The following is a 23501-nucleotide window of genomic DNA, read 5'->3' as shown; positions in this document are numbered from 1 at the left end:
CCCCTGTCCTGCCCGACGTGCACCCGACCCGACGAGGAATCCATGTCCGACGCCCCGACCCCCGGGACCTCCGCGACCTCCGCGTCCACCGACCCGGACGCCGACCAACTGGACGCCCTGTGCCGGGAGCTGGCCGAGGCAGCCGACGCCGTTGGCGAAGCCGCCCGTTACGCCTCCCGGCTGGCCCTCGGCTCCCGGCTGCCGGTCACCGCGCTGGGCCTCGGCAGCCGCCGCCGCGCGGCCTGGCGTACGCTGCTGCGGGCCCTCACCGACCCGGACGGACTCGGCTGGGCCGCCCTCGGCCGTGGCGTCGCGCGGGCCGGGTGGCTCGCCGGTGTCTTCACCCGCCGGGAGAGCCTGGCCGTCAGCCTCGCGGTGTGCGGCCTCAAGGGCCGGATCCGGGTCGCGAGCGCCCGTAACCCGCAGAGGTCGGCCGACCCGGCCGCCGCCGAGGTGTTCCTCGCGGTGGAGGAGGGCCGGCAGGCGGACGCAGTCCGGGCGTTCCGCGACCTCGTGCGCCGGCGGGGCGAGGGTCCCGCCTTCGCCCTGCTGAAGCCCGCCTTCGCCGACATCCTGGCCTGGAAGGCGCTGACCGACGACAATCCGTTCAACGACCACGCCGGCTGGCAGGTCGCCACCGGCAGGGCCGTCGCCGCCGAGCCGCTCCTCGGCATCGGCGCCGCACTCCGGGCCTTCTTCGACCGGGGACCCGCCTGCTCCGAGCCGGGGAACGGCCTCCTCGAGGAGCTGGACACCACCGGCACCCCGGCCGGGTACCGGGGCAATGCCGACCGGATCGGCGGGGCCCCGGGGGCGGCCTTGCTCCAGCAGGTCGTCGGCCCGGACGGGTGCGAGCGGTGCGTGCTCCAACTCGCCGGCCCACCAACGGAGTCCGGCAGCGCCGATGCCCCGTACGAGGAGTCGGCCGCGCACGTCAGGGAAGTGGCCGCGACCGTACGCCGCCTCGTGCCCTCCGGGACCGAACTCGCCCTGCTCGGCCACGGCCCGGGCGCCCGGACGGCCGGACGGCTGGCCGCGAGCCGCGAGTTCACGGCCGCCTACCGGGTCACCTGGGTGGGTTCGGGCCCCGAGCCGGGTCCGGCGGCGGCCCTCGCCGCCTTCCGGGGCCGGGTCACCGGGAGCCACCTCGTACGCCTGCCGGGCCATCCCGACGTCTTCGTACCGGGGCGGTCGCAGTGACGGACACGGACACGGACACCGCCGGGCCCGGGCCCCGAGCCGGGACCGGTCCGGCCCCGGCCGCCGGCCTGCGCGCCCACTCGGCCGCCCTGCGTTCGCACGCCGAGCGGCTCCGCATCGCCGCCGGCGACCTGAACTGGCAGGGCCCGGGGGCCGACGCCTTCCGCGTCGAGGTGGCGTCCCTGGCCGACCGCTGCGCCACCGCTGCGGGCGGCTTCGAGCTGGCGGCGGCCCAACTGGCCCGCCCCGGGCCCCAGGACGGGACCGGTGGCAGGTCCCGGCGGCCCGGCTGACCGGACGGGGCCGGGGTGCCGGCGTGGCGGGGGTCAGAGGACCAGCGACAGCAGCAGGACGAAGCCGAGACCGACCACCGAGATGATGGTCTCCATCACCGACCACGTCTTGAGGGTCTGTCCGACCGTCATGCCGAAGTACTCCTTCACGAGCCAGAACCCGGCGTCGTTGACGTGGCTGAAGAACAGCGACCCCGATCCGATGGCGAGGACCAGCAGGGCGGTCTCCGTGGTCGACATGCCGGCCGCGAGCGGGGCCACCAGGCCGGCCGCAGAGATGGTGGCGACCGTGGCCGAACCCGTGGCCAGGCGGATGGCCACCGCGATGAGCCAGGCCAGCAGGAGGGCGGGTATCGCCCAGTTCTGGGACAGATCCATGATCATCCGGCCGACGCCCACGTCGATCAGCGTCTGCTTGAAGCCGCCGCCCGCGCCCACGATCAGCAGGATGCCCGCGATCGGGGCCAGCGACTTCTCCACCGTCACGGACAGCCGCGCCTTGGTGAATCCGGCCGCCCGGCCCAGGGTGAACATGCCCACGAGCACCGCCGCGAGCAGGGCGATCAGCGGCGAACCCGCCACATCGGTGACCCGCTGGACCGCGTTGGCCGGGTCGTCGACCACGATGTCGACCAAGGCCTTCATCAGCATCAAGGCCACCGGCAGCAAGACGGTGAAGACCGTCGCCCCGAAGCGCGGACGGTGTTCCAGCTCCGCGGAGGGCCGCTGCGGGACCATGTGCTCGGGCGCCGGTATGTCCACCCACCGGGCCGCGTACCGGGAGAACAGCGGGCCCGCGATGACGACGGTCGGGATGGCGACGAGTACACCGAGCGCGAGGGTGACGCCCAGGTTGGCGTGGAGCGCGTCGATGGCGACCAGCGGACCGGGGTGCGGCGGGATCAGCCCGTGCATCACGGACAGGCCGGCCAGCGCGGGGATGCCGATCCGCATGAGCGAGTAGTTGCCCCGCTTGGCCACCAGCAGGACCACCGGGATCAGCAGCACGATGCCGACCTCGAAGAAGAGCGGGAGGCCGATCACCGAGGCGATCAGCACCATCGCCCAGGGCATGGCCCGGCCCTTGGCGCGCGCCAGGATGGTGTCCACGATCTCGTCCGCGCCGCCCGAGTCGGCGAGCAGCTTGCCGAGGATCGCCCCCAGCGCGATCAGTACGCCGACACCTGCGACGGTGGCGCCGAGTCCGGCGGTGAAGCTGGAGATGGTCTTGGCCAGTGGAGCGCCCGCGAACACCCCGAGGGCGAGCGAGCCGAGCGTCAGCGCCAGGAAGGCGTGCAGCTTGAGGCGGGTGATGAGCAGGACGATGACGGCGATGCCCGCGAGGACGGCTATGCCCAGCTGGGTGTTGCCGGCCGAGGTGATCGGCTCGGTGGCGGCCGCTGCCAGAGTCTCGACGCTGAGACTGGTCACGGTGACGGTTCCTTCGTTCTCGTTCCCGGACGGGGAGGAGGGGGCGGGCGGGGGTGGTCGTGGGCCTGCGCGGTCAGGTGACCGGCGCCGGGAGGCGGCGCAGGGCGGCCAGCGCGCGAGCGGTGATCTCCTGCGGGGCTCCGGACACGTCGACGAGGACGCCGAGTTCGTCCGCTTGGAGCGGCTCGAGGGTGGCGAACTGCGAATCCAGCAGCGTGGTGGGCATGAAGTGGCCCTTGCGCGCCGCCATCCGCTCCTCGATCAGGGGCCGCTCGCCGGTGAGGTGGACGAAGACGGTGCCCGGCGCGATGGCCCGCAGCCGGTCGCGGTAGGCCCGCTTGAGCGAGGAGGCCGCGATGACCCCGCCGCTGAGACCGGCCCGGTTGCGCATCCACTCGCCGATGGAGTCCAGCCAGGGCCAGCGGTCCGTGTCGTCCAGGGGGATGCCGGCGGACATCTTGGCGACGTTGGCCGGCGGGTGGAAGGCGTCGCCCTCCGCGTAGGGGAGGGTCAGCGCGTCGGCGAGCAGCCGGCCCACGGTCGTCTTTCCCGTCCCGGCCACGCCCATCACCACAATGACGCGCGTCATCGCGCACCTCGTTTCGCTGTCCTCGTTGACTTCGGCCCGTTAGGACCTGGCATTACTGAAGCCTATTACGTAGTACTTATTCAAGAGGTGCATGGCAAAACGTCATATTTTTTGTCCATCGGGGAGTCACCGTACGCTTACGCCATGACCACTGAAGGGCCGGGCGAACCGGGCGGGCCGGGCGGCCAAGGGCTCCACTCCCATGTGCTGGACACCCTCGGCCTCGCGATCACGGCGGGGGAGCACCCGCCCGGCAGCGTGCTGCGCACCGACGAGATCGCCGAACGCTTCGACGCCTCCCGGACCGTGGTCCGCGAGGTGGTCCGCGTACTGGAATCGATGCAACTGGTCGAGTCCCGCCGCCGGGTCGGCGTCACCGTCCGCCCCACCGGGCAATGGAACGTCTACGACCCGCGCGTCATCCGCTGGCGCCTCGCCGGCACGGACCGCCCCCGTCAGCTGCGCTCCCTCACCGTGCTCCGCTCGGCCGTCGAACCGGTCGCGGCCGGACTCGCGGCCCTCCGGGCCACCCCGGAGCAGTGCGCCGAACTCACCGAGGCGGCCCTGGGCATGGTCCGCACCTCACGCGGCCACCAGCTCGACGGGTACCTCCACCACGACATCGCCTTCCACCGGACCGTGCTCAACGCCTCCGGCAACGAGATGTTCGCGCGCCTCGGCGATGTCGTCGCCGAGGTCCTGACCGGGCGCACCCAGCACGCGGTGATGTTCCACGATCCGGACCCGGCGGCCGTCACCCTGCACGTGCGGGTGGCCGAGGCCGTACGCGAGGGGGACGCGGCCGGCGCCGAGGCGCTGACACGGCAGATCGCGACGGGCGCGCTGGAGGAACTGGACGTGCTCGCACCGTAGGGCGCCGGGCCTGTACGGCCCCGGCCCCGGCTCCGTCGGTGGGCGTGTCCCGTCCGGCTATTCGCGTACCCGGGCGTCCATCGTCGGACGCCCGCCCTCGGCGTCGCCCTCGCCCTCGCCCTCGGCGCTGTCTGCGCCGAGGCCCGCGAGCAGGCGCAGCCCGTCCTCGGCGGGGCTGTCGGGGGCCGCGGAGAACACCAGCAGCTCCATGCCCGATTCGTTCGGCAGCGCGAAGTTCTCCTGGTGCAGTTCCAGCAGTCCGACCAACGGGTGGCGGAACGCCTTGCGTCCATGGGTGCGGGCGCGCACGTCCGCACGGGCCCAGAGGCGGCGGAACCGCTCGCTGCCCATCGCCAGCTCGCCGATGAGCGCGGCCAGGCGGGGATCCTCGGGGTATTGGCCGGCGGCCAGGCGCAGGTGCCCGACGACATCGAGGGTGCACGTCTCCCAATCCGCGTAGAGGCCGGACTCGGCCTCCTCCAGGAACATGTGCCGGGCGATGTTCAGGCCCGGCATCGGCCGGCCGAAGAGGAGTCCGGCCATGCGGTTCCCGGCGAGCGCGTCCAGTCGGTGGTCCATGATCAGCGCAGGTGCGTCGGCGACCAGCGCGAGGACGCGCAGCAGCTCCGGCCGGACCCGGCCGCCCGGCGCCTTCGCACGTCGGCGGCGCTGCCGGGCGAGCCGGTAGAGGTGCCCGCGTTCGGTCACGTCCAGGCCGAGGACGCGGGCGAGTGCGTCGAGGACCTGCTCGGAGGGCTGGGTCGCGCGGCCCTGCTCCAGACGCACGTAGTAGTCGACGCTGACCCCGGACAGGTGCGCGACCTCTTCGCGGCGCAGGCCTTCGACCCGGCGGCGGCTGTCCGTGGGGATGCCGACGGCCACAGGGTCGACCCGGGAGCGCCGGGTCCGCAGGAAGCCCGCAAGATCGTCCATGTCGCCCAGTATGGCCTCGCCCGGGCCCGTGAAGGTGGTACTGCCAGTACCAGGAAGCCCCGTCCGATGGAAGGAGCGCCCCTGAACACCGGGCGCCGAGGGCCCCAGGATCAAGGCATCCGATCCGAAGGAGTCCCCATGAAGACGCTCATCGTCTACGCCCACCCCGAGCCGAAGTCGCTCAACAGCTCACTGAAGGACCTCGCCGTCACCACCTTGGAGGCCGCCGGGCACGAGGTGCGGGTGAGCGATCTGTACGCGATGAACTGGAAGGCCGTCGTGGACGCCACGGACTACGGCTCCGAGGCCTCCAGCCCCTTGAAGGTCGCCCTGGACTCGGGCCGGGCCTTCGACGCCGGGACGCTCACCCCGGACGTCCTCGCGGAGCAGGAGAAGCTGCTGTGGGCCGATACGGTCATCTTCCAGTTCCCGCTGTGGTGGTACACGATGCCCGCGATCCTCAAGGGCTGGGTGGACCGGGTGTTCACCTACCACTTCGCTTACGGTGTCGGCGAGCACAGCGACACCAAGTACGGCGACCGCTTCGGTGAAGGCACCCTCGCGGGCCGCAGGGCCCTGCTGTCGGTGACCGCCGGAGGCCCGGAGTCGCACTACGCCGCCCGCGGCATCAACGGCCCCATCGACGACCTGCTGTTCCCGATCCACCACGGCATCCTCTACTACCCGGGCATCGAGGTGCTGCCGCCGTTCGTGCAGTACGGCACCGACCGGATGTCGGACGAGGACTACGCGGACGTGGCCAAGGCCTGGCAAGAGCGCCTGCTCACACTGGAGTCGACCGAACCGATCCCGTTCCGGCGGCAGAACTCCGGCGACTACGAGATTCCCTCGCTGCACCTGAAGGAGGGACTGGAGCCCACGGGCCGCAAGGGTTTCGGACTGCACGTGCACGCCTGACGGCCGGCCCGGCCCTGACCGCCGTGTCAGTGGCGACTTCAGCCGGACCGACCTCATCGTGGCGCCGGTCACCGGCTGCCCCGCCGGCGTCCGCACGGTCGCCCCTGCCGTCCGGGGCAACGACGTGAAGGTCAAGGCCGACGGGTACGACGGCGGTGACTCCGCTTCCTCCGTGGGGCCGGACCGGTGAACCGGCCGCACAAGGGCTTTGCGTGAAGAACGGCTGATCACCCTGACCGGGCCGGGACCCCGGCCGCAGCGGTGCGGCAATGGATCGGCGAGCGCCGGCTGCTCCTCGTAGCCTGCCGCGGCCACCTGCACGCCGCGCGCGGCTACGTGGAACGGGCGCTCGCCGCCGCGCGGCCCGAGGAGGTGGCCCCGCGGATCCGGGCGCTGGAGGTGGCCCCCTGCTCCAGGGCGAGCAGGAGCAGGCCCACCGGATCGCCGTCGGCTGCGAGGCCCTGGCCGCGGGGCTGGAGGGGGATGACTCCGGGCCGGCGCTGGACGCGGCATACCTGCTGGGCCTCAGCCACCTACTGGCCGGGCGGCCGCTGGCCGCGCGGATCGTCTCCGACACGCCCGCGACCGTACGAAGGCTGAGCGCGGGCGGGGCGAGGTCGGGGCGCGGGCGGGGCGAGGCCGGCGGGGGGCCGGGCCCGGGGTGCGAGGCGGCTGGTCGGCGGGAGCGTCGGCGAGGCTGACGGCGGGGCAGCCGAAGAGCTCGGTGAGGACCCGGCGCTGGTGGCCCGTCAGTGGATTGACGAAGACGACCGCGTCGGCTCCGGCAGCCTCGCGGAGCACCAGCACCTCCTGGGCCTTCCCGCGCCGGATGAGGGTCTGCGAGGAGAGCGGCCAGGACATCTTGCGCACGCCGCCGTCCGAGACGCCGCGGCGCTGGACGGCGCGGCCCAGGACCCGGATCCCCCGGGCGGCCAGTACGGCGGCGGCCGTGTCCATGACCGAGGCGAAGTCCTTGCGCTTGCCGGAGAAGTAGCCGACGAGCACCACTCCCGTCCCTTCGGCCAGTACGGACCCGGCCTGCCGGAGCGGGAGCGGGGTGGACGTGCGCCCGGACCGCGGCCGGGCCGGACGGTGATCGCGCCTGCGGCTCCTGTGCATGACCGGACCGTAGCCGGGCGTTCCCGCGGGACGACATCCATTTTCCGCGGACCGCGGGCACGGGCCCGCCGGTCAGGGCTGGTTGGGGAAGCTCGCGAAGTAGCCGGCGGCCATGTCCTCGGAGCCGTGGCCCAGTTCGTCGGCGCGGTGGAAACGGGCCCGCGCGGCGACCGCCAGGTCCACCGAGATCCCGGCTTGCGCCGCGGCCTCGGCGATCAGGCCGGTGTCCTTCTCGGCGCCGCGCACCGTGAAGCTCGGCGTGAAGTCCCGCTCCAGTACGGCCCGCATCTTGGCCTGGAGGTACGGATTGTCCATCGGCCCGCCGGTCACGACCCGCGCGAACAGTTCCGTGTCCACCCCGAGTCCCTCGGCCAGTGCCAGGGCCTCGCCGACCGCCGCCGTCACGGTGATCGCGTACCCCACGGCGGCCAGCTTCAGCCGGGTCGCCGCTCCGGGCTCGTCCCCGACCCGCAGCACCTTGTCCCCGAGGGCGGCGAAGACCGGGTCCAGCCGCGGATCGGCCGGGCCGCCGACCAGCACCACCAGGGTCCCGTCCTCAGCGGGCTGACGGGTGCCCTGCACCGGGGCGTCCACGAAGACCAGCCCGTGGTCCGCCGCGAAGGCGGCCAGTTCGTCGAGCGCGGCCAGGCCGACCGTACCCATCTGCGCCCACACCTGACCGGCGCTCAGGCCGTCCACGGCCGCCGCCATGGCCCGGGACACCGCCGCCCCGTCGGCCAGCATGGTGATCACCACATCGGCCCCGGCCACCGCGTCGGCCGGGCCGTCGGCGACCACCGCACCGTCGGCGGCCAGCGCGGCCGCCTTCTCCCGGGTCCGGTTCCACACGCGGACTTCCAGTCCGGCCTTGAGCAGGTTCCGGGCCATGCCCGATCCCATGATTCCGGTCCCCAGCAGTGCGACGACGCTCATGGCGCCACTCCCTCTCCGATGATTCCGCAGGCGTACCCCGGGGGCCAGTCTCCACGGCCGTGGGACCCGGTCACGCCGACGGGGCCACAACTCGCCATCGGGAGAGCCGCCGAGAGGACGCGTTCCGGCGGGGGCGGTTCCCCCTCAGCCCGCCGATGCCGTGCGCGGAGTGGTCTGCTGGACGGCCCAGCCGTTGCCGTCGGGGTCGGAGAAGTAGACGAAGGAGCCCCAGGGCATGTCCTCGATCTCCGTCACCTCGATGCCCCGGCCCTTGAGGTCGGCGAAGGCCTCCTCGATGTCCGCTACCACGACCTGCATGTTGTCCAGCGAGCCCGGTGTCATCCGGGTCAGGCCCTTGCCGATGGCGATCGAGCAGGCCGAGCCCGGCGGGGTCAGCTGGACGAAGCGGATGTCCTCGCTGACCGTGACGTCGTGGTCGGCGTGGAAGCCCAGCCGTTCGTAGAAGGCCTTGGCCCGGTCGATGTCGGTGACCGGTACGGCGACCAGTTCCAGTTTGATGTCCATCGGCTGCTCCTGACTCCGGTGTACCAGTGGATCAGGGGGCCGGTCCGGCCACCCCGTCGGCCATCATCCGCCGGAGACCGCCGCCGCGCCGCCCGCGACGGCATCCGCCGACGGCGTGTCTCCGTCCGGGCCCGACGTCGCGAACTGGGTGCGGTACAGCTCCTCGTACCGTCCGGCCGCCGCCAGCAGCTCGGCGTGCGTGCCGCGTTCCACGATCCGGCCCTCCTCCACCACCAGGATCAGGTCGGCCGCCTGCACCGTCGACAGCCGGTGCGCGATCACCACGGCGGTCCGCCCGGCCAGGGCCTCCCCGAGGGCCTCCTGGACCGCCGCCTCCGAGGTGGAGTCCAGATGGGCGGTGGCCTCGTCCAGGATCACCACCCGCTGTCCCGCCAGCAGCAGCCGGGCGATGGTCAGCCGCTGGCGCTCGCCGCCCGAAAGCCGGTAGCCGCGCTCGCCGACGACCGTGTCGAGCCCGTCCGGGAGCGAGGCCACGAGCCCGTCGAGGCGGGATCGGCGCAGGGCCTCCCAGATCTCGGCCTCGTCCGCCTCCGGGCGGGCCAGCAGCAGGTTGGCCCGTACCGACTCGTGGAAGAGGTGCCCGTCCTGCGTGACCATGCCCAGCGTCTCGCGGATGGAGTCCGCGGTGAGGTCCCGTACGTCGATGCCACCGAGGCGCACCGTGCCCGAGTCCGTGTCGTACAGCCGGGGGAGCAGCTGCGCGATGGTCGACTTTCCAGCGCCCGAAGAACCGACCAGGGCGATCATCTGCCCGGGCTCGGCACGGAAGGACACCTCGTGCAGCACCTCGGTGCCACCCCGCGAGTCGAGGATCGCGACTTCCTCCAAGGAGGCGAGGGACACCTTGTCGGGGGAGGGGTAGCCGAAGGAGACCCGGTCGAATTCCACCGTCACCGGCCCCTCCGGCACCCGGCGGGCGTCCGGCTTCTGGGAGATCAGCGGCTTCAGGTCGAGGATCTCGAAGACACGCTCGAAGCTGACCATCGCGCTCATCACCTCCACCCGCGCCCCGGCGAGCGCGGTCAGCGGCGCGTACAGCCGGGTGAGGAGGAGGGCCAGGGCGACCACCGAGCCCGCGTCGAGGGTGCCGGCGAGCGCGTAGTGGCCGCCGAGACCGTACACGAGCGCCAGGGCCAGCGCGGAGACCAGGGTGAGGGCGGTGATGAAGGCCGACTGGGCCATCGCCGTCCGGATCCCGATGTCGCGCACCCGGGCGGCCCGCGCAGCGAACTCCGCCGACTCCTCCGCGGGCCGACCGAACAGCTTCACCAGCGTGGCGCCCGGCGCGGAGAACCGCTCGGTCATCTGCGTGCCCATCGAGGCGTTGAGCGCCGACGCCTCCCGCTGCATCGCCGCCATCCGCGCCCCCATCCGGCGGGCGGGCAGGACGAACACCGGCAGGAGCACGAGGGCCAGCAGGGTGATCTGCCAGGAGATGCTCAGCATCACGGTCAGCGTCAGCAGCAGCGTCACGGTGTTGGCCACCACTCCCGACAGGGTGTTGCTGAAGGCCCGCTGCGCGCCGATCACATCGTTGTTGAGCCGGCTGACCAGCGCCCCGGTGCGGGTCCGGGTGAAGAACGCCACCGGCATCCGCTGTACGTGGTCGAAGACGGCCGTCCGCAGGTCCAGGATCAGCCCCTCGCCGAGGGTGGACGACAGTCGGCGGACGATCAGCCCCAGCGCCGCCTCCGCGACCGCGATCAGCGCGATGAGGAGGGCGAGGCGGGTGACCGTACCGCCTTCGCGGCCCTCGACGATCGTGGTGACCACACGGCTCGCGAGTACCGGGGTGGCCACCGCGAGCAGTGCGGTCACCACACTGAGCAGCAGGAAGAGCGTCAGCCCGCGGCGGTGCGGGCGGGCGAAAGCGGCGACGCGGCGCAGCCCGGCCCGCGAGAGCGGGCGCCGGTCCTGCTGGGCGTTGATCGCGCTGTGCAGCGATGTCCAGGCGGTTACTTCCATATCCATGAGCCGAACGCTAAGACCTCAACCAACCTTGAGGTCAATAGGTGGAGCCCCACATGATCCGATTCAGGACCAACTCCCGCTCGTAAGGGCGATTTTCCTCCCCTTCGTGACTGTCGGTGCCCGGTGACAGAATCGGTCCATGACGCACGGATCAGAGTCCTTCACGCACTCCGGCCGACGCACCGACGACACCGTTCTGACCCGCTTCGAACGCTGGGTACGCGACACCCCGGGAGCCCAGGCCGTCGCCGCGGGCACCGACAGCCTCACCTACGGACAACTCGACGCACGCGCGAACCGGTTGGCCCACCACCTGCTGAACTCCGGACTGCCCGACCGGTCCGTCCTCGCCGTGGCCTGCGCCCCGCGGGCCGAGCTCCTCGCCGTGCTCCTCGCCATTCTCAAGGCCGGCGCCGCCTACGCCGTCATCGACATCGAGAACCCGCGCACCGGGCAGCGCCAGCTCGCCGCCTCCCGGCCCTTCGCCCTGCTCGCCGACGCCGCGGACCGGGCCCGCCTCGACGACGGCGGCGACGGCGGCCATCTGCGGGTGATCCGCCTCGGCGCACACGCGGACGAGGCGGGCGGGCTGCCCGCCGACCCGCCGGAGCGTGTCGTACGAGGGGACGCGGCCGCCGTGCTGTTCACCGGGGGCGCGGACCGGCGGGCCGTCCCCATCGGCCACGGACGGCTCCTCGCCGCCCACGAGGGCTGGGCCCGGGTGACGGGGCCGGTCCCCGAGGACCGGCACCTGATCGCCGCCGCCCCGGACCTCACCGGCTTCGCCGCCGGATGGACGCGGGCCCTGTGCGAGGGCGCCGCCCTCGTCCTGCCCGAGGGGCCGCGCTGGACGGCCGAGTCGCTGCGCCGCGCCGTAGACGCCGAGCGGGTCACCGTCCTGCACGCCGACCCGGGCACCGCCACACAGCTCCTCCTGCGCGACCGCGAGGCAGCCCTGTCGAAGACCCTGCGCCGCACCGACGAAGGGCTCCGCTCCCTGCGCATGGTCACGGTCACCGGCGACCGGCTCTACCTCGACGAGCAGGCCGCCCTGCTCGCCCGGCTGCGGCCCGGCGCCCGGCTGCTGAACGTCTACGGTCCCACCGAGGCGGTGGGCATCGGTGCCCGGTTCGAACTCCCGCAACTCGCCGGGCCGTTGGACGGGTCCGAGGAACTCTCGTTGATCGGCTCCCCGTTCCCCGGCTGCCAACTCGACCTGTGCGACGGGGAGATCCACCTCACCGTGCCCGGCGGCGGCGAACCGGTCCCGACCGGCGATCTCGGTGCGCTGCGCCCCGACGGGCTGCTGGAGTTCCGCGGCCGGATCCGCGACCGGCTCACCGTGGACGGCAAACCCCTCGACCCGCATCCCGTCGAATCGGCGATCCGCGGCCATGCGGCGGTCGGCGGGGCAGTCCTGGCCGAGGTCAAGGGCGCCGGTACGGGGGTGAACGCGAGGCCGGCGCTCATCGCCTTCCTCGCCCCGCCCGCCGACAACGACAGCCGGCCACCGGGCTCCGACCTCCCCGACGGCGCGGAGCTCCGCCGACACCTGGCGGGCAGGCTCCCGGGAGCCATGATGCCGAGCGCCGTGTTCCGGCTGCCCCGGATCCCCCGGGACAAGGCCGGCCGCGAGCAGCGCAGCGCGCTCCCGCTGCCCCCGGGGCCCGCCGAAGACGGGCCGACCGGGGGCGGGACCAAGTACGCGAGGTCTTCATCGGGGCCCCATGCCTCCGGATGGGCTGGACTCGTCTTCTTCGTCGTGCTCGGGCTGCTGCTGCTGGGGGGCGTCGCCATGCTCCTGACCGCGATGTTCTGGCCCGGATCCACGGACCTCTCCGGCGTCCCGAACCCGTACGCGACGCTCTTCTTCATCCTCTACCTGGCCGAGTCCTGGGCCTTCGCGGCCGGTGTGCTGTTCCTGTTCATCGGCCGCTCCCGGATGCTCCGCCACGGGCGCCGCGGCCCCCGCATCACCACGGCCGCCCACCTGGCGATCGTCTACCTGCTGGCCGCCTGGTGGCCGCAGGACAACCTCTACCGGCTCGCCGCCAAGCAGGACTGGCCCCAACAGGCGGCCCTCGTCTACACCTTCAACATCCCCCTGATGATCGCCGCCGGGATCGTGGCGGTCTACGCCTCCCGCCCGCCGCTCAGCGCCTTCGACGTGAACCCGGAACCGGCGCCGGCCCGGGAAGCGGCCTCCGGCCCGGCCGGCTGAGCCCCGCCCGCCTGCTCGAACATCGCCCCGACGGACAGTGCCTCAGCCCGAACCAGCCGTTCGGCCGCGTCCAGCAGTTCCCTGCCGGCCGCGGCCACCAGGGCGCCCATCCAAGGCGCCGGTTCGAAGGCGCCGGTGGGGATGGCGGGGAGGAACACCGCGCCGGTCCCGGCGCACCTGCGAACCAGCCGCTCGCACAGGTCGTCGAACGCAGCCTCCGGAAGCCGGGCACCCAGCTCCACCCGGTCGACGATCCGTACGAAGTGCCCCGCGCCCCGCAGTTCGTCCAGCCGGGCCGCCACCACGAAGGCGACGGACGGCCCGGTCAGCCGCAGGTTCGTCTCCGTCGGCGCGAGCCGTCCCGCACCGTCGGCGACGAAATCCACGTCGAACCAGCCCCGGTAGCCCGCGGCCGACAGCTCCCGGCCCACCGCCCCGCCGAAGGCCAGCAGAGGCTCCTGTGCCCACCCGGGGACCACCCCCGGCCCCACCGTGGCCCCGCGGTACCCGCCGTCCGCCACGTCCATCACCGCCCCGCCCACCTCGTGCACCCGGCCCCGCGCGTCCACGAACCCGTCATACGTGAGGTCGCGCGGCTCGTCCGGATCCGCCGGGCCGCGTACGTACTCCTCCACCAGCAGCGGACCGCGCGGCAACGCCCGCACCACGGCCCGGGCCCCGCCCGCCGCGCGGATCCGCTCGGGAGTCACCACCGTGGTGCCCGAACCCCCGACCCCGTGCTCCGATTTGAGGACGGTGCTCTCGCCCGCCCCGGTACGCGAAGCCAGCAGCCGGACCGCCGCCCGCCGGGTCGGCGCCCGCCACTGCGCGGGAAGCGTGATCGCGGGATGCCCGCCCTCCGCGAGGATCCGCCCGAACAGCCCGTGCGCCGCCGACTTCGACTCGTACCGCAGCTCCTCCGGCCGCCAGGGCCGCCGCGCCAGACGCGCGAAGGGGGCGGTCAGCCCCCACGGCACGAGGGGCGCCCCGGCGAGGGCTCCGGTCACGGACCCGGTCCCGGCCAGCCGCGCGGCCAGCGCCGGCCGGGCCCGTACGGCGTCCGACAGATCCGGGTCCCGCTCCGCCAGCCCGTCGTACACCTCGACCCCGGCGGGCCAGTCCAGTTGGCGTCCGAGCAGGGAGATCCAGCCCTGCGGTACCGGGCGCGGCAGCACCAGCGCGGCCGGCCGGGGACTGTAGAAGGCGGCCAGACAGGCGTAGTGGTGGGCGGCCGTCTGTCCCCGGTCCAGGGAGGCGTCGGCGAACTGTGCGTTGTACTCGGCGACATTGCCCACGTGTACGGCCGCCGCGCCGCCCGTCCAGGCCCGGGCCCAGTCGGCCAGGGGCGCGGGCGCCACCTCGAACGGCACGAGCGCGCCGAGAGCGTCCGGGCCCGGGCCCGGGCCCTCGCCCACCGCGCCCATCGCCCGGTAGAACCCGCGGGCGTGCGGATCGGCGTCGATCAGAAGCCGGCGGAAACCCAGCTCGGCGGCGCGACGCACCACGTCCCGGTACAGCAGGCGCCCCACGCCCCCGCCGATGGCCGCCGGCTCGACGAAGAGCAGCCCCAGCCGTCCGAGCGGCGGCTCCCCGTCCAGGGAGGCGAGCCCGAGCACGGCGGCCGGGCCGCCGCCGGACCGGGCCCCGGGCCCGGCGACCACGATCCGCCGCCGCTCCACGTCCCCGGCCTCGATCCGCAACTCCGGAGCGCACGCGGCGAGGAACCCCGCCCCGTACCCCCAGTGCGCCTTCGACCGCATGACCAGATCCGTCAACGCCTCGGCTTCCCCGGGCCGCGCGGCCCTGAGCTCCGCCATTTCCAGACCTCCCCATGGTCGGGTGCCATGGCGTGCGATAGATTCGGCCACCGCGACGACAGGCACGCGACGTACTTCCTACCCCACCCGGAGACGGCTTCCCAATGAGCGACATCATCAACGGACTTGGCCGCACCAGCGCATTCGGCGGCGTCGGTCTGGTGCTGCTCATCCTCGGCATCGTCCTGGTGGACGTGCTGACCCCCGGCAAACTGCCGAAGCAGATCTGGGAGGAGCGCAACCGCAACGCCTCCGTGATGCTCTCGTCGGCGCTGCTCGGCATCGGCGGCATCGTCTTCACCTCGATCTGGACCACGTACGACAGCTTCGGCAAGGGCCTGCTCTCCACGGCGGCCTTCGGAATCCTCGGCCTGGTCCTGATGGCCGTGGCCTTCCTGCTGCTGGACCTGGTGACCCCGGGCAGGCTCGGCGCGATCGTGGTCGACCCCGAGCCGCACCCCGCCGTATGGGTGACGGCCTCCTGCAACCTCGCGGTCGCCGCGATCGTCGCCGCTTCCATCGCCTGACGGCCCGCGCCCGCCCGAACGCCACACACGAGAGCGCCGCTCCCCGGAGGGAGCGGCGCTCTCGTTTCGTACGGGTGCTCCGGACGGGCCCACCTGGGAGCGATGTTCCCGTGCGTCAGAATCGACGCATGCTGAGTATCGGATCCGTTGTGCTGGGTGTCTCGGACGTGCCGCGTGCGGCTGCCTTCTGGGGGGCGGCCCTGGGGTACGTGCCGCGTGAGGAGATGGAGGACGACTGGGTGGTTCTGGTTCCGGCCCCAGGGGTGGCGGCCGGAGTCCAGCTGTCGCTCAGTCTGAGCGTGACCCCGGTCCGGGACCATCCGCGAACCCATCTGGATCTGTACGCAGCCGATGCGTCCGATCAGTTGGCCGAGGTGGAACGGCTGGTCTCGCTGGGCGCCCAGCGGGTCGAGTGGGACCTCTATCCCGCCGATGCCGACTTCGTCGTGCTCGCCGATCCCGACGGCAACCGCTTCTGCGTCATCGACACCGGCCAGGCCGCCTCCTGACCCGCGGACCCGGGAATTTCGCCGGGTTGGCGCCCGTCGTGGATATCAGGTCCACCGGGTTCGCACCCGCCGCGCGGACGTGCACCGCGATTTCACTCCGGGCCGGGCCCCGGTGTCTGCGCGTCCACGAGTTCGCAGCCCGCCGGGGTGCCGGAGGCAGGGGCGAACCGGCAAGGGCCGTTGCCGGACTAAGCCAGGCCCAGTGCGAAGACCGCGAACCCGGCCGCCAGCAGGCCGGCCACGGTACGGCGCACCGCCGTGGCCCTCGTCCAGGGCTGCTCGAACCGGCGAGCGTAGCGGGCGATGCCCACCAGCAGCGCCGCGAACACCGGCATCCACGCCAACCGCGCCACGATCCATCCGACACTGTCCGGCGCAGTCGTCAGACCGGCCAGCCCGCCCGCGAACGAACCCGGTACGGCGGCCGCCAGCATCGCCGTCTGGTGCCAGCACAGGATCGTCATCGCGCACAGGTTGACCACGACCACCGGCGCCCACAGCAGCGGCCGGGCCAGCAGCCGCGCCAGCCGGTCCCGCAGCAGGATCGCCGCTCCCGACTGGGCCGAGGCCAGGGCCAGTACCAGCAGCGACGGCGGATGGGAGTTGGTCCGGGTCTTGCCCGGCACGCCGACCATCGACGCCGGGTAGTGGAAGACCACCAGCAGGGCCGCGAACAGTGCGCCCCCGCCCGCCAGCAGCAGCCACCCGCCGCGCCGCCCGATCCGGCCCTCGCCCCAGTCCACACCGAGCTGGTACGCGAACAGCCAGCCCGGCAGGATGTTCACCAGCGCCACCCACCCGGGCACCGAGTCCGCGAAGGGCCCGTAGCGCAGGAAGTCCACCACCGCGACCGAGGCGAGCAGCGGGGCGGCCGCCCAGCCGCCCAGCCGGTGCGCGGCCCGCACGCAGTACGGGGTCAGCGCGGTGACCAGCAGGTACACCCCGACGAACCAGAGCGGCTGGATCACCAGCTTCGCCCCTGTCCGCAGCGTGGCCTCGGGCACCCCGGCCGCGTACAGCACGGGCGCGGCCAGCGCCCACACCGCCGTGACCCCGAGCACCGGCCGCCCCAGCCGGGAGGTCCGGCCCTTCAGCCAAGCCCCGGCCGATCCGGTGCGGCGCCGGAAGGAGAGCGCCGAGGCATAGCCTCCGACCAGGAAGAAGATGCCGAGCATCTGCAGCACCCAACTGGCCGGCGCCAGGCCGCCGAAGGCGGAGAGGGGACTGGCATTGTGCAGGGCCCCGACGTCGTCGAGGGTGAACCCGCCGAGCAGCCAGTGCCCGGTCGGAACGGCCAGCAGGGCCAGCGCCCGCAGCCCGTCGACCGCCCGGTCCCGGTGGGCGGGGGTCTTCGCGTCGATCCGGCCGGCGGCCTCCCGTGCCCTGGTGAGGATGGTGCCGGGCGCGCTCATCGGCCCGCTCCCGCGGCGATCGAGGCGAAGGCCTTCAGGGACTGGGTGCCGGGGGTGAAGTAGCCGGTGTGGCCCGCCACGTCGGCGGCGGGGATCCGGCGGGCGCCGAAGGCCGCCGAGGTGGGATCGGCGCCGTGGCCGAGCCCGGCGAACTCCACGTTGGGCACGTCGGAGATCCAGTCGTCGGGCCCGCGCGCCGCCCATACGCGGGCGTCGGTGTGCAGGCGCGCGACACTGCCCGCCCGCATCCCGGGGGAGCCGAAGGCGACGATGTCGGTGGCGTCCGTGTGCCGGGCCGCCAGTCCGCAGACCACCGAGCCGTAGCTGTGGCAGAACAGCACCGGGTCGGGTGCGCCGACGGCGTCCAGCCCATCGGTGAACCGGGCCAGGCGGACCGCGCCCGCCTCCGCGAGGCGCCCGCGGGCCGTGTCCAGCCCCACCCCGACGGGCGTGGTGTAGCCCGTCCACGCGATCACGGCGGCCGCCTCCCCGGTCGCTGACCGCAGGGAGCGGGCCATGCCCGCCGGGCCGGTGTACGCGGCCCGGGGCCGGTCGTAGGTGGTGGCGTCGTTGTCCGAGCCCGGCACGACCACCGACACGTGCGCGGCCCGACCCAGGTCCCCGAACACCTCGGCGACGGTGCCCCGGCCGCGCGGGTCGAAGGCCAGGATCTGCCGGCCGGGCGCGGCCAGCGAGGCGAAGCGGGGCTCGCCCGTCGCCAGCACGGCCAGCCGGTTGGCCTCGTAGCGGAGCGCGAGCGGGGCGCCGTCCAGATTGCCGGCCACCAGCGGGTGGGACCGTACGAGGCCCAGCGCCAGGGAGTCGTCCAGCGCGGCGAAGAACCGCGCGACCTCCGACGGCGTCGCCCGCGCCGGATCCGGCAGGGGGCGCCCGGACACCGTGTCGGCCCGCCATGCCGCGCTGCCGGGCGGCGGCCCGGTGACGGCCGACTGCGAGCCGGCGGATGCCCATCCGGCGGTTCCGGCGACGACGGCCGTGGCCAGAGCGGCCGTGACCAGTGTCCTTGCGAAGCGGCGCATGCCCCTTCTCCTCTCCTCGTGACGAGGAGGAAGGTAAGGAGAAGGTGACGCACGGGGCGTCGCACCGTGGAGCCAAACCGGATGTCATACCCCGGTAGGGGGTGGAGGAGATCCCCCCGGGCCGGGCGGCGGACGAGGGTCCGGGCCGGGCCGCGAGGTGGGTCCGGGCCCGGACCGCGAGCGGGGCTCCGGAGGCTGGATCAGGCCTTCGAGTCGCCCGGCCGCACCAGCCCCGCCTCGTACGCGAAGATCACGGCCTGCGCCCGGTCCCGCAGGTCCAGCTTGCCGAGCACCCGCCCGATGTGCGTTTTGACCGTCTGCTCGGCGAGCACGAGATGGCCGGCGATCTCCTGGTTGGACAGTCCGCGCGCGATGAGCTCCAGCACCTCGGTCTCCCGCGGGGTCAGCCCGTTCAGCCGCAGCGCGGGATTGCGGCGCGGCGCCGGCCGCCGGTCGACGAAGTCGGCGATCAGCCGCCGGGTCACCGACGGAGCCAGCAGCGCATCGCCCGAGGCGACCACCCGTACCGCCGCGATCAGATCCGCCGGCGGGGCGTCCTTCAGCAGGAATCCGGAGGCGCCCGCGCGCAGCGCCTCGTACACGTAGTCGTCGATGTCGAAGGTGGTCAGCATCAGAACCTTCGGCCGGTGCTCCACGCCCGGCGGGGGATCGAGGAGCTCGCGGGCGGCGCTGAGCCCGTCCATCTCCGGCATCCGGACGTCCATCAGCACCACGTCGGGATGGACGGTGCGGGAGACCTGGATCCCCTGACGTCCGTCGGGCGCCTCGCCCACCACGTCGATGTCGGCCTGCGCCGACAACAGCGCGGCGAAACCGGCCCGCACCATGGCCTGGTCGTCGACGATGATCACGCGGATGGTCAACTTGGTTCCTCGGACGGGGTATTGATGGGCATACGGGCGGCTACCCGGAAGCCGCCGTCGGGCAGCGGGCCGGTGTCCAGCGTCCCGCCCGTCAACCGTACGCGCTCCCGCATCCCCACCAGGCCGTGCCCGGTGCCCGAAGTCTCCAGCGCCACCACCGCGTCCCGTGCGGGGCCGTTGACCACCAGCACGAGGACCTCCTCCTCGTCGAAGGTCACCGAGACCCGGGTCGGCGCCCCCGGCGCGTGCCGCACCACATTGGCCAGCGCCTCCTGCACGATCCGGTACGCCGACAGGTCCACGGCCGGCGGCGCGGCCCCGGCCGCCCCGGTGGCGAGCGCCAACTCCACCGGCTGCCCGGCCCGTACGGTCGCCTCCACCAGCTGCTGCAACCGTCCGAGCCCCGGCTGCGGGGCCCGGTCGGCGCCGTTCGCCTCGTCCCCGCGCAGTACCGTCAGCAGCCGCCGCATCTCGCCCAGCGACTCGCGCGCGCTCGCCGCGATCGCCGCGAACTCCTCCCGCACCGGCTCCGCCATGCCGGGCAGCCGGTACGGCGCCGAATCCGCCTGCACCGTGATCACCGACATGTGGTGGGCCACCACGTCGTGCAACTCCCTCGCGATTCGCGCCCGTTCCTCCAGAAGGGTGCGCCTGGACCGCTCGGCCTCGCTGATGCTCTCCTGCTCGGCGATCTTCTGGCGCGCGTCGCCGAGCCCGCGCAGCGCTCCCGTCAGCGCGAGCACCACCCCGGCCAGCACGAACAGCAGGGCGACCGTATTGGTCGTTCCGTCCGGCTGGAAGCCGCTCAGCGCCGAGCCCGCCACCCCGGTCGCCAGCCACACCCCGACCAGGGTCCGGATGGACTCGCGCAGGCCCAGGCAGGCCATCAGCACCAGGTAGCCGATGATCACCATCGGGGTCCAGGGCCAGGCCTGCCCGGCCACCTGGTCTGCCTGGGTCAGTACGGCGGCCCCGGCCGTGTCCGCGAGCAGCACCATGCCCCACGCGGGCAGCGGCCGGGTCACGGCGAGCAGCAGCGGCAAGGTCTGGGCCACGCCCAGCGCCCCGGCCCAGCCGCCGCCCGCCTTGTAGCCGTTGGTCAGCACCACGATCGTCACCGGCAGCAGCGTCATCACGCAGATGGCGGTCACGGCGTACGGCAGCATCCGCTGCCAAGCCTTGGGGGCCTGCGCGAACAGTGGCTCGCGGGCCCGTGCGGGCGTGCGCAGCGCCACCGCGAACTGGGCCGCCACCCGCGGAGTCCGGGCGGCGGAGGCGGCGTCCGGGGTGACCGACTCGGATCGGGACGGGGATCCTGACGGGGATCCGGACGGCGATCGGGACGGCGATCCGGATCCGGATCGGAAGCGTGCTCGGAAGCGGGCTCGGGCTCGGGGTCGGTCGCTCATGATCGGCCCAGCGTATGTGCCCGCGACCCGCCACGGCCCCGTACGGTGCTCACCGGCCGGGCCGGCCGCCAGGGACGGGAGCCGAGCCCGCGGGAGAGGCACCCGCCCGCTGCGCGAGGGCCGCGCGCAACCGGGTGAGCCGCCCGATCTCGGCGTCGAGCACGCCGGGCCGGTGCGCGACGATCCCGCCCGAGCCGCAGCGCGGCGGCGGGATCCGCCGCGAGCAGGTGGAGCCGGTCGCCACGCCGCGCAGGTCCTCGACGGTGAATCCGTGGGCCGGCAGATCGCGGATGATCCGCAGCCGGGCAACGTGACGGTTGCGTACGAGGACCAGCCCGGGGCCCGGCCCGGGCTCCCGCAGTGGCACCTCGACGACGGCGAAGTGTGCCCGCTCGGGCAGCCCTTCGGGGCGGGCGGCGAGCCGGATCCCGCTCCCGCGAGGCCGCCTCCCACGGTCGGCATAGACTGCGCCCGGCCCGGAAAGCGGGTCGCGAACGGCGGGGGAGCGGGTACGCATGGGCGGGGCGGCCGCGCTGGAGAAACTGATACCGGTGGCGCTCGCCTTCGGCGCCGGCGTGTTCCTCGCGCGCCGAAAGACGGTCCCCGCCGAGGCCTCCAAGGCCTTCGCCGACTACGCCTTCCTCTTCGCGGTCCCGTGCTACCTCTTCGGCAACATCTACGAGGCGAACCTGTCCGCCCTCTTCGACTGGCGGGCCATCGGCGGCTACGCGGCCGCGGCGGCGCTCGCGGTCGCGGCCGTGGCCACCGTCTCGGCGGCGGCCGGACTGCGGGATCCCCGGGCCGTGGCGCTGCGGGTGATGGCCGGGGTCCAGGTCAACACCGCCTACTTCGCCGTCCCCGTCTTCATCACCTTCTTCGGGACGGCGGCGCCGATCTTCCCGGTCCTGCTCTTCCAGGTCTGCGTCCTGTCGCTCGTCGTCATCGCCATCATGGAACTGGGCCGTTCCGGCCCCGCTGCGGGCGGCCCCGGCCGGCGACTGGCCCGCGCCGTCAGCGCCTCGCTCGTCACTCCGCTGGTCCTCGCCTGCAACGCCGGGATCCTGCTGAACCTGCTCTCCGTGCACGTCCCGCAGGTGGTCCTGGACGGGGCCGCCTTCGTCGGCGACAGTGCCTCCCCGGTGGCGCTCTTCGCCCTCGGCCTGCACCTCGGCGGCATCGGCCTCGACGTCCGGGGTACCACCCGCGAGGAGCTGGCGCTCATCGGCTTCAAGTGCCTGGCCTTCCCGCTGCTTGCGTGGGCGGTGTGCGGGGCGCTGTTCGGGGTCCGGGGCGAGTGGCTCACGTACCTCGTGCTGATCGCCGCGATGCCGACGCCCCAGAACCTGTTCATCTTCGCCCAGCGCTACGACGTGGGCGTGGACCTCTCCGCCGCCGTCGTGATCAAGAGCTCGCTGGTCTGCCTCCTGCTGCTGCCGCTCTGGCTGCAGCTGCTGTCCCGGTGACCTCGGGGGCGTCGTTCCCCCGGCGGGCTCCGCTCGTTGAGCGGGCATGGAGCTTCCGTCGATCGCGGCGCCCGGCGTCGGTGAACAGGCCGACGCCGTGGCCGATGCCGCCTGCCACCTCTACGACACCCTCGCGCCCTGGGGTCACACCGCGCCCGGAGGGTGGAGCCGGGGCGCCGCCGAGGACGCCGCCGAGGCCATCGAGACGGCCGCGCACGCCCTCGCGTACGCCCATCCGCGTGCCGAGGTCATCCTCGGGCCCGTGCACACCGCCCTCGCGGACCTGCGCCGTCAGCTCGGCCTCGGGCCCGCCGAACCGCTGACCGCGCAGGGGCTGCCGGCGACCCCGCGGACGGTGGGCAACCCGCGCCGCACCCGCCGGGCGAGGGTGTTCATGCCACCCGCGCCCCGGCAAGCGCAGTCTCGTACAACTTCCTGATGTCGGCCCCGAAATAGGAGCTGTAGGAGGTGTCGGGGGTGTCCCCGCCGGTCTTCCAGCCGCCGATCACGCCGACCACGTCGCCGGTCTCGGTCCGCTCGTCGAAGCCGGTCAGGAACGGACCGCCGCTGGTGCCGCCCGGGTAGCCCGTGCAGGCGATCCGCAGGAACGATCCCGGGATCCCCGGATCGGTGCTGGTGAACTTCGCCGTCCGGTTCACGCACAGCCGGGGCCGGGCGGCGGAGGCCGGATAGCCGATCAGGGAGACCTTCTTGTGCGCGTACGTGGCGCCGGTGACGAGGCGGTTCCCGCCCACCACGTCCTCCACGGGAAACCCGTCGGCGTCCGGGCCGACTTGGGCGAAGGCCACGTCGAGGGCGGCGCCCTTGTCCGCGCCGAGCCGCCGGTAGCGCGGGTCGATCCACACCTTGGAGCGGCCGCCCGCGTCACGCAGGATGGGGAACATTCCGTACGGCTGGGGGTTCTGCGCCGTGTACTGCGGTACGAAGGCCACCTGCCGGGCGTCCGTCCCGAGCAGGCAGTGCGCCGCGCTGAGCACCAGATCGTGGCCGGGGGAGGAGACCACGCTCGCGGTGCAGAAGTAGGCGCCGCCGCTCTTCATGACGAACATCCGGCCCACGACCGGGATCCCGTCGAAGTCCTGGCCGGTCCCGTCGGCCGCGGCCGGGGCGCCGCCGCGGCTGATCGGGACCGCGGACGCCATCCGGTCGGGGGTCCAGAACGACTCCGCCTCCCGCGCCGACCACCGGCCGGCGGCCGACGCCGGCGCCGGGGCGGTTCCGGCCTCGGCCACGGGCAGGGGCCCGGCGGGCAGCAGCAGGGCGGCCGTGGCCGCCGCCACCGTCAACGTACGTCGCATGTCCGTCTCCTTCTTCGGGGATGGGAGGCAGGTTCTTCGGGGATGGGAGGCAGGGGCTGGTGCTGCTCCCGGCCAGAGCGCCGATGCCTGGCGG

25 protein-coding genes are annotated in these 23501 nt (G+C 73.6%); 10 read left to right on the top strand and 15 right to left on the bottom strand.

Annotation, left to right across the window (positions count from 1 at the left end):
* The first annotated feature begins 42 nt into the window (after positions 1–42).
* A complete protein-coding gene (locus OTB20_RS27840) occupies positions 43–1200 on the top strand; it encodes a hypothetical protein (protein WP_267821584.1) in 1158 nt (385 codons plus the stop codon).
* Positions 1197–1493 carry a hypothetical protein gene (locus OTB20_RS27835; RefSeq protein WP_267821583.1) on the top strand — a complete coding sequence of 99 codons (297 nt, stop codon included), beginning with the start codon at positions 1197–1199 and terminating at the stop codon, positions 1491–1493. The genes OTB20_RS27840 and OTB20_RS27835 overlap by 4 nt, the downstream gene beginning before the upstream one ends.
* 33 nt (positions 1494–1526) lie before the next feature.
* Here the strand turns inward: OTB20_RS27835 and OTB20_RS27830 are convergent, their stop codons facing one another.
* Both OTB20_RS27830 and OTB20_RS27825 read right to left on the bottom strand, forming a co-directional pair.
* The gene (locus OTB20_RS27830; RefSeq protein WP_267821582.1) at positions 1527–2924 is read right to left on the bottom strand and encodes a gluconate:H+ symporter; all 1398 of its coding nucleotides are present in this window, start codon (positions 2922–2924) and stop codon (positions 1527–1529) included.
* 73 nt (positions 2925–2997) lie between these two features.
* Positions 2998–3513 (bottom strand): gluconokinase, encoded by a 516-nt coding sequence (locus tag OTB20_RS27825; protein WP_267821581.1) that lies wholly within the window; start codon positions 3511–3513, stop codon positions 2998–3000.
* Positions 3514–3657: 144 nt separating this feature from the next.
* Between OTB20_RS27825 and OTB20_RS27820 the strand changes: the two genes are divergently transcribed.
* Entirely contained in the window at positions 3658–4386 is a 729-nt protein-coding gene (locus OTB20_RS27820; protein WP_267756102.1) for a FadR/GntR family transcriptional regulator, read from the top strand.
* Positions 4387–4443: 57 nt separating this feature from the next.
* Here the strand turns inward: OTB20_RS27820 and OTB20_RS27815 are convergent, their stop codons facing one another.
* Positions 4444–5319, bottom strand: a complete 876-nt coding sequence (locus OTB20_RS27815; RefSeq protein WP_267821580.1) for a helix-turn-helix transcriptional regulator — start codon at positions 5317–5319, stop codon at positions 4444–4446.
* Positions 5320–5457: 138 nt separating this feature from the next.
* Here OTB20_RS27815 and OTB20_RS27810 point away from each other — a divergent pair, with 138 nt between their 5' ends.
* Both OTB20_RS27810 and OTB20_RS27805 read left to right on the top strand, forming a co-directional pair.
* Positions 5458–6237 (top strand): NAD(P)H-dependent oxidoreductase, encoded by a 780-nt coding sequence (locus OTB20_RS27810; protein ID WP_267821579.1) that lies wholly within the window; start codon positions 5458–5460, stop codon positions 6235–6237.
* 58 nt (positions 6238–6295) lie between these two features.
* Entirely contained in the window at positions 6296–6427 is a 132-nt protein-coding gene (locus OTB20_RS27805; RefSeq protein ID WP_267821578.1) for a hypothetical protein, read from the top strand.
* Positions 6428–6569: 142 nt separating this feature from the next.
* On the opposite strand, the gene OTB20_RS27800 is transcribed toward OTB20_RS27805, so the two are convergent.
* The 5 genes from OTB20_RS27800 to OTB20_RS27780 form a co-directional block, all read right to left on the bottom strand.
* A complete protein-coding gene (locus OTB20_RS27800) occupies positions 6570–6770 on the bottom strand; it encodes a hypothetical protein (protein ID WP_267821577.1) in 201 nt (66 codons plus the stop codon).
* A complete protein-coding gene (locus OTB20_RS27795; protein ID WP_267821576.1) occupies positions 6763–7356 on the bottom strand; it encodes a hypothetical protein in 594 nt (197 codons plus the stop codon). Before OTB20_RS27795 ends, OTB20_RS27800 begins: the two co-directional genes overlap by 8 nt.
* A gap of 72 nt (positions 7357–7428) precedes the next feature.
* Positions 7429–8289 (bottom strand): NAD(P)-dependent oxidoreductase, encoded by an 861-nt coding sequence (locus OTB20_RS27790; RefSeq protein WP_267821575.1) that lies wholly within the window; start codon positions 8287–8289, stop codon positions 7429–7431.
* Between the two features lie 144 nt (positions 8290–8433).
* Entirely contained in the window at positions 8434–8814 is a 381-nt protein-coding gene (locus tag OTB20_RS27785; RefSeq protein WP_267756114.1) for a VOC family protein, read from the bottom strand.
* Between the two features lie 63 nt (positions 8815–8877).
* Complete coding sequence (locus OTB20_RS27780) at positions 8878–10806, bottom strand: ABC transporter ATP-binding protein (RefSeq protein WP_267821574.1); 1929 nt, start codon at positions 10804–10806, stop codon at positions 8878–8880.
* A gap of 139 nt (positions 10807–10945) precedes the next feature.
* Between OTB20_RS27780 and OTB20_RS27775 the strand changes: the two genes are divergently transcribed.
* Complete coding sequence (locus OTB20_RS27775; protein ID WP_267821573.1) at positions 10946–13027, top strand: AMP-binding protein; 2082 nt, start codon at positions 10946–10948, stop codon at positions 13025–13027.
* On the opposite strand, the gene OTB20_RS27770 is transcribed toward OTB20_RS27775, so the two are convergent.
* Positions 12940–14844 carry a GNAT family N-acetyltransferase gene (locus OTB20_RS27770; RefSeq protein WP_267821572.1) on the bottom strand — a complete coding sequence of 635 codons (1905 nt, stop codon included), beginning with the start codon at positions 14842–14844 and terminating at the stop codon, positions 12940–12942. The two genes, OTB20_RS27775 and OTB20_RS27770, sit on opposite strands and share 88 nt — an antisense overlap.
* 104 nt (positions 14845–14948) lie before the next feature.
* On the opposite strand from OTB20_RS27770, the gene OTB20_RS27765 reads away from it, so the two are divergent.
* Together OTB20_RS27765 and OTB20_RS27760 are read left to right on the top strand one after the other, a co-directional pair.
* A complete protein-coding gene (locus OTB20_RS27765; protein WP_267821571.1) occupies positions 14949–15371 on the top strand; it encodes a DUF350 domain-containing protein in 423 nt (140 codons plus the stop codon).
* A 128-nt stretch (positions 15372–15499) separates the two neighbouring features.
* Positions 15500–15880 (top strand): VOC family protein, encoded by a 381-nt coding sequence (locus OTB20_RS27760; RefSeq protein WP_267821570.1) that lies wholly within the window; start codon positions 15500–15502, stop codon positions 15878–15880.
* Positions 15881–16068: 188 nt separating this feature from the next.
* Here the strand turns inward: OTB20_RS27760 and OTB20_RS27755 are convergent, their stop codons facing one another.
* From OTB20_RS27755 to OTB20_RS27735, 5 genes are all read right to left on the bottom strand, one after another.
* Complete coding sequence (locus OTB20_RS27755; RefSeq protein ID WP_267821568.1) at positions 16069–17292, bottom strand: acyltransferase family protein; 1224 nt, start codon at positions 17290–17292, stop codon at positions 16069–16071.
* Positions 17289–18332: an alpha/beta hydrolase gene (locus tag OTB20_RS27750; protein ID WP_267821566.1), complete on the bottom strand. Its 1044-nt coding sequence runs from the start codon at positions 18330–18332 to the stop codon at positions 17289–17291. The genes OTB20_RS27755 and OTB20_RS27750 overlap by 4 nt, the downstream gene beginning before the upstream one ends.
* Positions 18333–18532: 200 nt before the next feature.
* Complete coding sequence (locus OTB20_RS27745) at positions 18533–19216, bottom strand: response regulator (protein ID WP_267756130.1); 684 nt, start codon at positions 19214–19216, stop codon at positions 18533–18535.
* On the bottom strand, positions 19213–20469 hold the full coding sequence (locus OTB20_RS27740) for a sensor histidine kinase (RefSeq protein ID WP_267821564.1): 1257 nt from the start codon (positions 20467–20469) through the stop codon (positions 19213–19215). The genes OTB20_RS27745 and OTB20_RS27740 overlap by 4 nt, the downstream gene beginning before the upstream one ends.
* A 205-nt stretch (positions 20470–20674) precedes the next feature.
* The gene (locus OTB20_RS27735; protein ID WP_267821562.1) at positions 20675–21142 is read right to left on the bottom strand and encodes a hypothetical protein; all 468 of its coding nucleotides are present in this window, start codon (positions 21140–21142) and stop codon (positions 20675–20677) included.
* Here OTB20_RS27735 and OTB20_RS27730 point away from each other — a divergent pair.
* Both OTB20_RS27730 and OTB20_RS27725 read left to right on the top strand, forming a co-directional pair.
* Positions 21141–22088: an AEC family transporter gene (locus OTB20_RS27730; protein ID WP_267821560.1), complete on the top strand. Its 948-nt coding sequence runs from the start codon at positions 21141–21143 to the stop codon at positions 22086–22088. The genes OTB20_RS27735 and OTB20_RS27730 overlap by 2 nt on opposite strands.
* A gap of 46 nt (positions 22089–22134) precedes the next feature.
* Complete coding sequence (locus OTB20_RS27725) at positions 22135–22527, top strand: hypothetical protein (RefSeq protein ID WP_267821558.1); 393 nt, start codon at positions 22135–22137, stop codon at positions 22525–22527.
* Here the strand turns inward: OTB20_RS27725 and OTB20_RS27720 are convergent.
* On the bottom strand, positions 22481–23407 hold the full coding sequence (locus OTB20_RS27720; protein ID WP_267821556.1) for a trypsin-like peptidase domain-containing protein: 927 nt from the start codon (positions 23405–23407) through the stop codon (positions 22481–22483). The two genes, OTB20_RS27725 and OTB20_RS27720, sit on opposite strands and share 47 nt — an antisense overlap.
* Between the last annotated feature and the right edge of the window lie 94 nt (positions 23408–23501).

The organism is Streptomyces sp. H27-H1 (assembly GCF_026627445.1).
GTDB lineage: Bacteria > Actinomycetota > Actinomycetes > Streptomycetales > Streptomycetaceae > Streptomyces.
The sequence above is the reverse complement of the archived record's forward strand: the minus strand, read 5'-3'. Positions and strand labels throughout refer to the sequence as shown.

Excerpts from the sequence above, each read along its gene's own strand:
- OTB20_RS27815 (WP_267821580.1), bottom strand. The coding sequence starts at position 5,319 with ATGGACGATCTTGCGGGCTTCCTGCGGACCCGGCGCTCCCGGGTCGAC.
- OTB20_RS27775 (WP_267821573.1), top strand. The coding sequence starts at position 10,946 with ATGACGCACGGATCAGAGTCCTTCACGCACTCCGGCCGACGCACCGAC.
- OTB20_RS27785 (WP_267756114.1), bottom strand. The coding sequence starts at position 8,814 with ATGGACATCAAACTGGAACTGGTCGCCGTACCGGTCACCGACATCGAC.
- OTB20_RS27735 (WP_267821562.1), bottom strand. The coding sequence starts at position 21,142 with ATGCGTACCCGCTCCCCCGCCGTTCGCGACCCGCTTTCCGGGCCGGGC.
- OTB20_RS27780 (WP_267821574.1), bottom strand. The coding sequence starts at position 10,806 with ATGGATATGGAAGTAACCGCCTGGACATCGCTGCACAGCGCGATCAAC.
- OTB20_RS27770 (WP_267821572.1), bottom strand. The coding sequence starts at position 14,844 with ATGGCGGAGCTCAGGGCCGCGCGGCCCGGGGAAGCCGAGGCGTTGACG.
- OTB20_RS27760 (WP_267821570.1), top strand. The coding sequence starts at position 15,500 with ATGCTGAGTATCGGATCCGTTGTGCTGGGTGTCTCGGACGTGCCGCGT.
- OTB20_RS27730 (WP_267821560.1), top strand. The coding sequence starts at position 21,141 with ATGGGCGGGGCGGCCGCGCTGGAGAAACTGATACCGGTGGCGCTCGCC.
- OTB20_RS27720 (WP_267821556.1), bottom strand. The coding sequence starts at position 23,407 with ATGCGACGTACGTTGACGGTGGCGGCGGCCACGGCCGCCCTGCTGCTG.
- OTB20_RS27810 (WP_267821579.1), top strand. The coding sequence starts at position 5,458 with ATGAAGACGCTCATCGTCTACGCCCACCCCGAGCCGAAGTCGCTCAAC.
- OTB20_RS27765 (WP_267821571.1), top strand. The coding sequence starts at position 14,949 with ATGAGCGACATCATCAACGGACTTGGCCGCACCAGCGCATTCGGCGGC.
- OTB20_RS27840 (WP_267821584.1), top strand. The coding sequence starts at position 43 with ATGTCCGACGCCCCGACCCCCGGGACCTCCGCGACCTCCGCGTCCACC.
- OTB20_RS27725 (WP_267821558.1), top strand. The coding sequence starts at position 22,135 with ATGGAGCTTCCGTCGATCGCGGCGCCCGGCGTCGGTGAACAGGCCGAC.
- OTB20_RS27750 (WP_267821566.1), bottom strand. The coding sequence starts at position 18,332 with ATGCGCCGCTTCGCAAGGACACTGGTCACGGCCGCTCTGGCCACGGCC.
- OTB20_RS27795 (WP_267821576.1), bottom strand. The coding sequence starts at position 7,356 with ATGCACAGGAGCCGCAGGCGCGATCACCGTCCGGCCCGGCCGCGGTCC.
- OTB20_RS27755 (WP_267821568.1), bottom strand. The coding sequence starts at position 17,292 with ATGAGCGCGCCCGGCACCATCCTCACCAGGGCACGGGAGGCCGCCGGC.
- OTB20_RS27825 (WP_267821581.1), bottom strand. The coding sequence starts at position 3,513 with ATGACGCGCGTCATTGTGGTGATGGGCGTGGCCGGGACGGGAAAGACG.
- OTB20_RS27790 (WP_267821575.1), bottom strand. The coding sequence starts at position 8,289 with ATGAGCGTCGTCGCACTGCTGGGGACCGGAATCATGGGATCGGGCATG.
- OTB20_RS27820 (WP_267756102.1), top strand. The coding sequence starts at position 3,658 with ATGACCACTGAAGGGCCGGGCGAACCGGGCGGGCCGGGCGGCCAAGGG.